Annotated in this window: 9 protein-coding genes; 1 reads left to right on the forward strand and 8 read right to left on the reverse strand. The window is 35.6% G+C overall.

The genetic code is table 11. The features are described 5' to 3' along the window. Positions 1-184, forward strand: a 184-nt coding sequence (locus AT15_RS09775; RefSeq protein WP_161484675.1) for an ATP-binding protein, incomplete at its 5' end; no start/stop codon positions are given. 118 nt (positions 185-302) lie between these two features. Here AT15_RS09775 and cmr6 read toward each other — a convergent pair. From cmr6 to AT15_RS09815, 8 genes are read right to left on the reverse strand one after another with little or no spacing between them, the layout of a single operon-like run. Then, positions 303-1,070, reverse strand: a complete 768-nt coding sequence (gene cmr6, locus AT15_RS09780; protein ID WP_084251710.1) for a type III-B CRISPR module RAMP protein Cmr6 — start codon at positions 1,068-1,070, stop codon at positions 303-305. A gap of 4 nt (positions 1,071-1,074) precedes the next feature. After that, entirely contained in the window at positions 1,075-1,404 is a 330-nt protein-coding gene (cmr5, locus tag AT15_RS09785) for a type III-B CRISPR module-associated protein Cmr5 (RefSeq protein WP_068349137.1), read from the reverse strand. Then, on the reverse strand, positions 1,401-2,207 hold the full coding sequence (cmr4, locus tag AT15_RS09790; protein ID WP_068349139.1) for a type III-B CRISPR module RAMP protein Cmr4: 807 nt from the start codon (positions 2,205-2,207) through the stop codon (positions 1,401-1,403). Before cmr4 ends, cmr5 begins: the two co-directional genes overlap by 4 nt. After that, the gene (gene cmr3 / locus AT15_RS09795) at positions 2,200-3,342 is read right to left on the reverse strand and encodes a type III-B CRISPR module-associated protein Cmr3 (RefSeq protein ID WP_068349142.1); all 1,143 of its coding nucleotides are present in this window, start codon (positions 3,340-3,342) and stop codon (positions 2,200-2,202) included. Before cmr3 ends, cmr4 begins: the two co-directional genes overlap by 8 nt. Then, on the reverse strand, positions 3,339-5,744 hold the full coding sequence (cas10, locus tag AT15_RS09800; protein ID WP_068349146.1) for a type III-B CRISPR-associated protein Cas10/Cmr2: 2,406 nt from the start codon (positions 5,742-5,744) through the stop codon (positions 3,339-3,341). The genes cmr3 and cas10 overlap by 4 nt, the downstream gene beginning before the upstream one ends. 1 nt (position 5,745) lies before the next feature. After that, a complete protein-coding gene (gene cmr1 / locus AT15_RS09805; RefSeq protein ID WP_161484676.1) occupies positions 5,746-6,987 on the reverse strand; it encodes a type III-B CRISPR module RAMP protein Cmr1 in 1,242 nt (413 codons plus the stop codon). Continuing rightward, positions 6,980-8,392 carry a type III-B CRISPR module RAMP protein Cmr1 gene (cmr1, locus tag AT15_RS09810; RefSeq protein ID WP_068349151.1) on the reverse strand — a complete coding sequence of 471 codons (1,413 nt, stop codon included), beginning with the start codon at positions 8,390-8,392 and terminating at the stop codon, positions 6,980-6,982. Before cmr1 (AT15_RS09810) ends, cmr1 (AT15_RS09805) begins: the two co-directional genes overlap by 8 nt. A 12-nt stretch (positions 8,393-8,404) precedes the next feature. Continuing rightward, positions 8,405-9,535 (reverse strand): putative CRISPR-associated protein, encoded by a 1,131-nt coding sequence (locus tag AT15_RS09815; RefSeq protein WP_084251713.1) that lies wholly within the window; start codon positions 9,533-9,535, stop codon positions 8,405-8,407. Positions 9,536-9,625 lie beyond the last annotated feature (90 nt).

Raw genomic sequence — 9,625 nt, forward strand, 5'->3', positions numbered from 1 at the left:
TCTGGCAATGAGATACGAAACAAAGAGCACGTTAATTACAACGAATCTCGTGTTCTCAGAATGGATAAAGATTTTCCATGACAAAGCCCTTACCATGGCATTGTTAGACAGAATTACGCACAACGCTTTGATTCTCAATATGTCTGGAAGAAGTTACCGAAGAAGAGATGTTTTGAATACCTGAGGTGGGTAGCGGGTCATTTCCTTATGGCCCTCCCGGGTCAAAAACCTATTGACTTTATACACCTCCAGTAAATAAAACGGGAGTTTTTCACTCCCGTTTTATTTAAGATATCAGATGATTATTCTTTCGATTTGTTAAAAAGCCCATATCCATATGACGTTTTAGCACCCATTCCAAAATTCTGTAAGCATTCTAAAAATACCGTTTTAAAACTGTTCTTTAGATCATCTCTGATGGGTTCACTACTTAGGACAGTAAATAAGAATTTAGCATTTTCAACCACCAAATACGTGACAGGATTGGGATTGTACCAGTCATTTGGAGGTTTATCTTCTTTCATGTAATAAGGTTGGAAGTGGTTATTGACGATATCTATGCCTATTCTATATTTAGTTGGAATAGCATCTAAGAATATCAGGAGACCCTTATTGTTATTATCACCATTCAGATCAGTTCCAAAAAGTAGCTTAAAATTCTTTTTTAGAATATGATCACAAGGAAATTCTTCATAAATATAGTGAGCAAGGACTCCCTTTAGAGCTGTTCCGGGAATTATTGGAACTCCATAGTTCCGGGAGAATGTGAATCCTACCTCGAAGATTGATGGATTCCCGGAGCCAATTAACAGCCTATGCTGCAGGTTTAATCTTTCATTTATTAAGCATTTTTCGCCGAAAAATTCCGATACTTTCTCCCTTCGCTTTGCAAGGTTATCCAATAAATTTTTGTTATAAGTGCCACAGATTTTGCTAACGTGTAGTAAGTTTTCCGGGGATGATATTTTTTTTGGATCGTTGTTTCTTTCATTTATTGACAGTAATTTGTTGAAATAAAGAGAAGGATTTCTTATATTCATATTTTTGGGTGAGAAATTTGGATTTATCATGCTATCACCTCAGTAATATATCGGCGTATCTTCTGAGCCATGAAGTAGCTTCAACAGCTAAAGCTTGGAGCTTAAGATACTGCGAATTTGAAAGCTCAGGGAAATCCTCCAAGTTTTCAATTTTAAGATAGTCTAAGGCAAGCCTTTTAAACTGAGAAATTATAGTTTCAGCTGCAGGTTTGTTTGCTTTCTTCACTTTATAAAATGCCAATGTACCATAGATGCCGTTTTGTGTGAGCATACTTCCGAGCCCTTTAATTTCTTGACAATAGTTTTCTTGCACATTTTTCACTACGCTTGAAACTTGAATCTTTGCCCATTCGCTCAATGTCATGATTCCACCTTCTTTATCCATGCAAGGCCTTTGCCCACTGTCTCTTTTCCGCCAATCGAAATCAATTTTCCATTAATTTTTTCGACTAAGTTTTTGCTATTCGATGAATTCAGTTTTCTAACAATGAAATACATAACAGTGTCTTGAGGTAAGTATTCTTCATACCATAATTCGGCAACTGTTCCTTTAGTATTATCAATTTTTATTCTGGGGACTATTTCGGTCATAGTTTCAACTATTTTTTGAAAAATACTATCGGATACGATAAATATATCCTTGCTTTCTTTGATTTTCTTTCGCGTATATTCATCAGGTCCACAGTCGGAAAGTATTTCTACTATCTGCGCTAATTTGCTGTTTTTTTGCACTTTAAACTCTAATTCTTCTAACCATATGTTATCTCCGGTGAAGCTCTCAGCGGTAATTACTTTTTCATCGTCTGATACTTCTGGAATTTCAATATCTTTCCCCATGGATCTTAGAAACCTCTTTAATACCATAGGGCAGATAACCCATACAAAGACTTTCTCGGGATTTCTTACAGGAAAAAGAAGAATTTTTGCTTCTGAAAATGCAAATCCACCAGGATGTGTTTCATCACTTTTTGGTTCACTCCCAAATATTTGAATTTCTTCGTCTTTTCCAAAGAACCCCGAATTTCTTAGTGAGCCCTTAACACCTTGAATTACTGGAAAGTTCGTTGTTCTTTCGCGTTGAATGGGCGAATCAACCACACCCACATCTGTCCCTTTTCCGGCGTGAATTTGTGACTCAGCATAAAGGAAAAATACTTCTCTATCCATTTATACCCCTCCTAAAAAAATCCCAGTTTATTGTAAAATATCTTCCATAGCCAAAATCATCTAACATGTCTGAAATGCTGTTGGTGAAAAGATCGTTATCTATCGATCCATCTAAAAAATATACAGAACCTGGAGGAACAGCGTGGTAAATCGGCTTTGGTTCATTTTTTGCAAGATCCCAACCACTTATTGGAATTTTTCTTTTTACAATTGCTGAAGTAATTTTAGTGCTTTTCATCATACCGTCTGAAGGCATAAATCCATTATTGAAAATAGCTGGAGTTATGAGACATACTGCGGATTTGTTGTTTGATTTGAATTCAAACAAGTTTGTTTCAATTTCTCCAAAACGTAATTTTGCAACTCTTTGCTTCATTCCCAAAAAAACCTCATCAATTTCTTTTATAATTTCTTTGGTTTTGTTATCGATAAAGAAGTAAAACCCGCTGTTTTCTTTGAATCGATAGGTGTTTATCGAATAAAGCATACCTTCTTCTGTTTTTTTGGCATTCTTTTCCAGGGCAATTCCCACATGTGTTTCAATAGCGGCTATATGGTCAGCAAATCTCGCCAAATTCAGCTCATCATGTGTTTCAATAGCGGCTATATGGTCAGCAAATCTCGCCAAATTCAGCTCATCCAATTTGCCTTTTTGTAAGGCTTCTAATGATTTTATTTCAATGAGTTCACCTTCTGGTTGTTTCGCAACCTTTTTTGAATACGGAATCCAGGGCAAATTTAGGTCAAAACCATCATAGTTGTGTGATAGCTCCTTATTAGGTACCATAAGCTTGTATTCCTTTTTTTTATTGGATTTTGATTCGCTTTCTTCTTCGTCGGTTAGTTCATATAAATTTGCAGGAGCAGGCAAATAATGGCGATCCTCTGAATAAATGAAAGGACCGACCATCTTGAAGAGTCCAGATGAAAAGCTATTACCAATTTTTGAAGCAATTTCTTCTGGTATGTTTTCAGGGTCTGTCCCGCTTTTTCTCAAAAATGCCGTTCGAACAGCCCCCAAAAAAGTCTCGACTTTAGGTTGAGAAAGCCTTGCGGAAGTTCCAATTTCAAAACCTGTATTTTCTCTAAAAGCGACCCATTCTTCGGGTTCAAAATATACTACGTTGTATTTCACCTTTTATCACCTCTCCAGAGAAACTGCTGAGTTAGAAGAAGATCTGCTGGTTTGTCAACGTCAGAAGCATAATAGTGAGAATTTAAATTGAGTATATTTCTAAAAAAATCTTTTATTTCATTCTTTTTCTCCTTCTTTACTTCAGACTTTTCAATGATATAAGGAACGTAGCTTTCAATAAACTCACTTTCATTCAACTTAAGCCCCTTGGAATATTCACTAAATTTGAGCTTTCTGAGTGTTCGCATACTTGCTGATCCTTCAAGGAAAAACCTGGTAATTTCAGAAATTTTATTTACTACATCATAATCTTTGCTTCCCCATTTGCTTCCTGTTTTTGTAATTTGGCCCGATCTCCTTACAATACTCACTACGAAACTGTTTCTGTCAAATTTATCTTTGGCTGTTTTCTCCGCTGCTTTTGCTATAAGAAGAGCTGCTCTGAGCGGGAATTTTTCATTTACTACCGCAATACCCGCGCTCATTGTTGCGGAATTGCCCATCATTGTTGCGTATGGTTTACCATTTACATAAAGCATTTCGTCTTTAAATTCATACGATATTTCTTTACTTTCATCATTTAGCTTGATATTTTCAATTCCTGAATACATCTTTCTTATTTCATTTGCGCAGGAAAGAACAGTTGTTGCGGGTAAGAAAGCTAATACATCGTCCCCACCTGCGTAAACAAGTTTACCCCCATGCTTTTTGACAGAAAGTTCTACCAAAGAAGCAAAAATGTTCAATGTTCTGGAAATTGTGCGATGGTAAGAAGGCTGTATAGCTTTTCTTTCAAGGAGGGAAGATACTATTTTTTTGTCTTCAGGAGACTCAAACTTTTTTGATAATAAACAAGATAAGGGTATATTTTCACCATCTCTTTTGATGATTGTATTGCTTAGTATGTCTCCCATTTTTAAAGCTTTAGAGCCGCTAATCCACTTTCCCATTCTGTCGCCATCCATAATCAATATTGCAAAGTAATTATTTGAAAAATCGTCAGTTTTAAGTGAATATATTTTTTCAAAAAAATCTTTGTTGTTCTTGCTTATTTGCTCCACCGAAGGGAACTGAACCCCTCTCTTTTCTGAGAATCCTCTTTTTACTGCATTTAACGCACTGAGCTTGTCTACCTTTTCTTCATCAGCCATATCTTTTACTTCAATTATTGCTTTCATGTCGCCGCTCCAATTGTCTCCATCTAATGTTTTGCCGTTTCGAGCATGGTCGATGAATTTCTCGAAATATCTTATATTTTTTATTGCATCTACCTTACTCCTTAGCAATCTAAAGGAATACGGGTATAGAGCTCCATTGTTTGGCTTATATGCTCCCAACTCGGTTAGGCTTTTTAGCAGCTTTTCATATTCTCCTATATCACTTTCGTGATAGTAGCTCATTAAATTTGCAATATCTTCCTCTTGGGGTGAAAGAAGCGGCTGATAAGTACTATAGATTTCAGGGAAAGTTCTTAATTGATAATCTGCATCGCAATGGGAAACAGCTTCATTTTGATTAAGGTATTCAATAGCTTGTTTAGCTAATTCCATCCATTTTGCTTTAATAGTTCTTTCGACTTCATCTGTAACTTTCTCTACGCTTTTTTGTGGAATTATTGCTACAAAGCGGTTGGGAAGAGAAGCAATATTATCAGGTGAAGGTAAAGTGTTCAATTCTTCGAGCAATTCCACCCCCCAATCTTTAAGGGACTTTTTTGTAAATGACAGGTTTCTCATTGACGGAAAAACTATATTGTCGAAACCATAATTTTTACCTATGTACTCTATTCCTGCATATATTAAGGTTGAAAGCAAATAACTTCCCGCCCAGAGGTCTTTTGTTTTTCTCGCAGCAGCGATAAAACTTTGGACAGGGCCTATTGTAATGCTAACAAGTGAAGCTTGAAGTGTTTTTTCTTCAATACAGCCAACTAAAGCAGAAGTAGAGTCGAGATGATCTATTATTGAATGATTAGGAAATCTTGTATCTGCAGGCATGAAGGCTGCCATGTCAACCAAATCGGGCAAATGCCACCAAAGAGCGTGAAAAAGCTTTTCGTCAGTGTCATTTTTCTTTTTCAAATTTAAGAGATTCTCTTTTATTTTTGACAAAGCTTCTTCATAAGAAGGGAGTCTTGAAAAAATATCTAACTTTTTTGCAGATAGTGGATGAACAAAATTCTTGAGTTCATCAAAAGAAACCATTATTCTATTTTCCTTTGTTCTTTCAAAGGGTAAAGGTATCCTATCCATAGAGCTTGAAATCTTATCTGCTTCGCCACGTTCATAATGTTCTCTAAGAATACCCAGGAAACTCAATGATATGTTTTCGTGATTAGGAATATCATATGCTTTTATAATGGGATCATGGAATAGAGCTCTTATTTTCTTTTTCCAATCCATATTAATTCCTCCCAATTCTATGCCAAAGATTTTCAAAATCTTCGTTACCAAGAGCTTCATATGATCTATTGTTAATCTCTACTTTTAATATCGGGGAACCATTCTTTCGGCTTTCCGATATCATACTTGCCATAAGCAGTAGTCTTGCAAAATACTTGTTATTTTTGTCGACCTGTATAGAAATGTATATAGGTGAAGCTTTTCTGCCAGGTTCTCCATAAACGATATTGGTAACGGAAACTCTGTCTTTTCCTACTTTGCCTTTATGTTCTCCTATCCTTTGGTAGTTAATTGGTAAGCCCATAATCGAAGGTTTAATGACCAAAGTATTTCGCAGACTTTTTCTGCGAAATAAAACCTCTCTGAAATCATCCATAATGTCGTTTGGCGTATTGTAGCCCCTTAAAGCTTCTAACTTTAATCTTGCCCAAGGAGTTGCTGGTTTTCCATCCCGGCTTCTCATGGCAACAATGGCTCGGATTATTTCTTTCCAGCTATTCATATTTTGAAAGCGTATCATTTCGCTTGCATGAACTAAATTTGGAAATTCATCTGCATTTAAATCAGAAAACATTGTGATTTGATCTTTTAGGGCGAAAGATTCATTTCTTGAATCTGTTTCATTAATGAAATCAATAAGTCTTTTAGCGGCTGTATCGGGCATTTTTGGAAATGTTTTGTCTATATTTATTCCTGACATCCTATTGATTTTGATTGAACCAAATCCATGATGTGTTTTCGCCCCTAAACCGCCGTAGTAAACAAGTAAGACGAAAAGAGAAATCACAAATTCTCGTAAGGATTCTGAACATGTTCTTCTGAATCTAAAAGTTACTTCCAAGGAACTTTGGGGATCTAAATAGCTATAGTATGCTCCTGTATTACCCATTGGATAAGTTCCAAAAAGCGCATTTCTGAAAACATATTTCTCTTTTCCTTCGAGTAGTTCACTGACGTTTTTTATTCTGTTGGAATCCCAGGCTACGGAAATAGAAAAGGACGACCGATGTTCAGTAGATCCAAAAATAAGTTCTTCAAGTTTCTTAATCCCCAGAAATTTTTGTTTTTTTCCTTGGTATTGGTGTGGATCAATAACTGTTGGTGCCAAAGCTCTAAACCAAAAGTGCATCATTCCTTTGATACTTTGAGGTCTTAATTCAAAATCGTATCGCCCATTTCGTTGGACTATACTTCTTGATAGAAGCGGAGTTACTGTTTCACAACTTAAAACTACTTTATGCACCATTTTCACCTCTCTTATATTTTTCGCAAAAATCAGTGCAAGTTTGCATAATTAATTTTCTTAGAATTTCGAAATCATTAAAAACTTCTGCTTCCCCATGCTTAGGTTCATATTCTCTATCCCGGTTTGTGCTAGAACTCCAATACAATTTGCCCTCAGATATCTTAGATTTCAAAAGAAGAACGACAGGATAGAATTTCCCTGAATCTATCTTTTTGTGTATAGAAATATGTATTGGAGAAGCTTTGCGCCCTTTGTTGTTTTGCTCGCCAAAAACTAATGGTGAGAAAGTTATTTTACCGGTTATTGGTACACTTTTGTCATACTTGGTACCTATTCTGATTTGCTGATATTGGAGTGGCAATCCTAGGATACCCGTGGTTAGCTTTGTTTGTTCTTTATTGCCTTTTATCATCTCTTTCAAATCCGAAACGAGATCCTTACTTTTTCCTTCTAGCGGGAACATCCTTAAATTCCATTTCAGCATCGGGTACCAACCTAAATATTTGATATTGTAATCTTTGTCAAAATAATTTTGATAAAGTTTAGAAAGAACCAATTTAGGTGAAGAATCTATAAGTGATGGGCAAAGGGCGGACAAATCGATAAGTTCATATGAAGCAAATGATGGAAAAGAAAGGTCATTATAATTTTCAGACTTTTTAAAATATTGAGAATACTTCGCCTCTATAAAAGCTTTTAAAGCTTCTTTAGCCTCATTAATAGTATTTTCATCGGGATTAACTCTTGTACATTCTTTGGAATTTATTACCTCGAATTCTCCAAAACCTTTCTTGGTTTTTGCGCCAAAACCTGAAAACATAGATACTAAACCAAAAAGCTTAATTAGCAAATCTTCTAATTCCTGAGAATAGTATTTTTTAAGAATGCTTAAAGTGATTTCAAACTCTGTTCCTTCAGGAAGAAAAGAATAAACATATTTATCATAAGAACCGGGAATTTTAATATCATAAGTGCCATAAATAGCATATCTCGAATTAAATTTATTAGTCCCAAAATCTTGATTGTATGACAGCCTTAACCTGTTATTTTTATTCCTATAGTATTCCCCAATGGGATTGATGCTTTTTGGAAAATTTACCTGTAAAGAAAAAGAAGACTTTTGGTGCTGCGATCCCATGATTATTTCTTCAAGCTTTTTCATTCCAGCATATTCTTGGGATCGCCAGTATTTTTTTTGATCCTTAGTTTCTTCAAATTCTTCGTAATTATAAAATTTGGGGTCAATGACTAATGGAATTATTGCTCTTAACCAGAATCTAAGAACTCCTTTAATGCTTTGAGGTCTTAATTCAAACGAGAAGAAATTTTCCCCTTCTTCTGGAACAAGTCCTCGCGAAAACATAGGCGTGATAGCTTTACATTTTAAAAGTATTTGTTTCATATTACCCCCTTCTTAGATGTTGCAACCCTCTATTACTGAAATCACATAAGCCAATTCAAGATCGTTCTTGGCGGTTGTTTCGGCAACCATATAAAGTTCCCCGCCTTTTCTTGAGAACTGAATTTTAAGTTTCCCATCTTCAATCTTCTTCGCTGTTATTCTGTGGCGGTCAAATTTATCTGAGTATCCTGATGTGATGATTTTCTCAATGAATGGGAGTTCGATTATTTTTCTGAGATCTGACCAATGCTTGTTTATGAATTTCTTTGAGTGTTCTTCACTTTCATTGGAAATAAACCTTTTATCTATTGGGACACTTGATTCTGCCAAACTGATTTGTCTGGCAGTTTCATTAAGCTGGGTCCTTGTTGCAAACACATAAAGTTCTCCTATGGGATTTAGCGCTATATATTTTTCTCCTTCTATCGTTTCTATGTCCAGGAACATCCGAAGGTTGTTTATCGTATTATCAAAAGAAGATTTATCTGTATTTTTAGCCTTCAAGCATTCATCATAGGTTAGTTCACCAAATTCCAGCAGATCAAAGACATCTTTGTTTTCAATCCAATGAGAAAATTCGAAGTTTACTGGCAGTGGAGGAATTTCCATGGCTTTTGAAAAGGATTCATAACGGTAGTAGACAGGGACTTTCATCATAAACCCAAAAATAAGTGCAAAGGATGTTTGAGCCTTAAACCCGGCTGTGGCGTTAATAGCTATGTTTCCATGATTTGTGTAGATTTTGGTAAATTCCCTGATAAGATTCCTGAGGCCTTTTGTCCTAAAAGTGAATTGGTCAGAATTGTCCAGGCCTTCCACTTCAACAGTTACAACCCTTTGGAAAGAGTATTCAGGATGATCCTCAAAAAAATGCTTTAGAAAAGTGCTTATTTTCCTTCCGGATTCAGTTGCTGAATGTACCAGGTAGAGGTTTCTTCTTTCGTCAATTTTGCCATCTTCTATAATGCTTACTGTGGAATTTATTTCAGCACCAAGGTCTCTATCATTGGCAGGATCTTCAATAGAGAGAATATCTGAAAAGGAGAAATTCTCATTTAAGTATTTGCTTCTTGAGAGACTTGCACCGACAGTAGTGATTAAAGTGTCTATCAGAAAGATACCCCCTTTTGAAATATTCTTGATTCAAGACATTCAAAAGCAAAGAATAATCACAAATAGATTATACCAACATTAATTGAAAATCCAAAAGCCCATCTCAAGTTATGCACTTTG

It is taken from the genome of Kosmotoga arenicorallina S304 (genome assembly GCF_001636545.1).
Classification (GTDB): domain Bacteria; phylum Thermotogota; class Thermotogae; order Petrotogales; family Kosmotogaceae; genus Kosmotoga_B; species Kosmotoga_B arenicorallina.

What these genes read in the sequence shown, in the direction of transcription:
- cmr1 (WP_068349151.1), bottom strand. Translation starts at nt 8,392, where the DNA reads ATGAAACAAATACTTTTAAAATGTAAAGCTATCACGCCTATGTTTTCG.
- cmr5 (WP_068349137.1), bottom strand. Translation starts at nt 1,404, where the DNA reads ATGACATTGAGCGAATGGGCAAAGATTCAAGTTTCAAGCGTAGTGAAA.
- cmr6 (WP_084251710.1), bottom strand. Translation starts at nt 1,070, where the DNA reads ATGATAAATCCAAATTTCTCACCCAAAAATATGAATATAAGAAATCCT.
- cas10 (WP_068349146.1), bottom strand. Translation starts at nt 5,744, where the DNA reads ATGGATTGGAAAAAGAAAATAAGAGCTCTATTCCATGATCCCATTATA.
- cmr4 (WP_068349139.1), bottom strand. Translation starts at nt 2,207, where the DNA reads ATGGATAGAGAAGTATTTTTCCTTTATGCTGAGTCACAAATTCACGCC.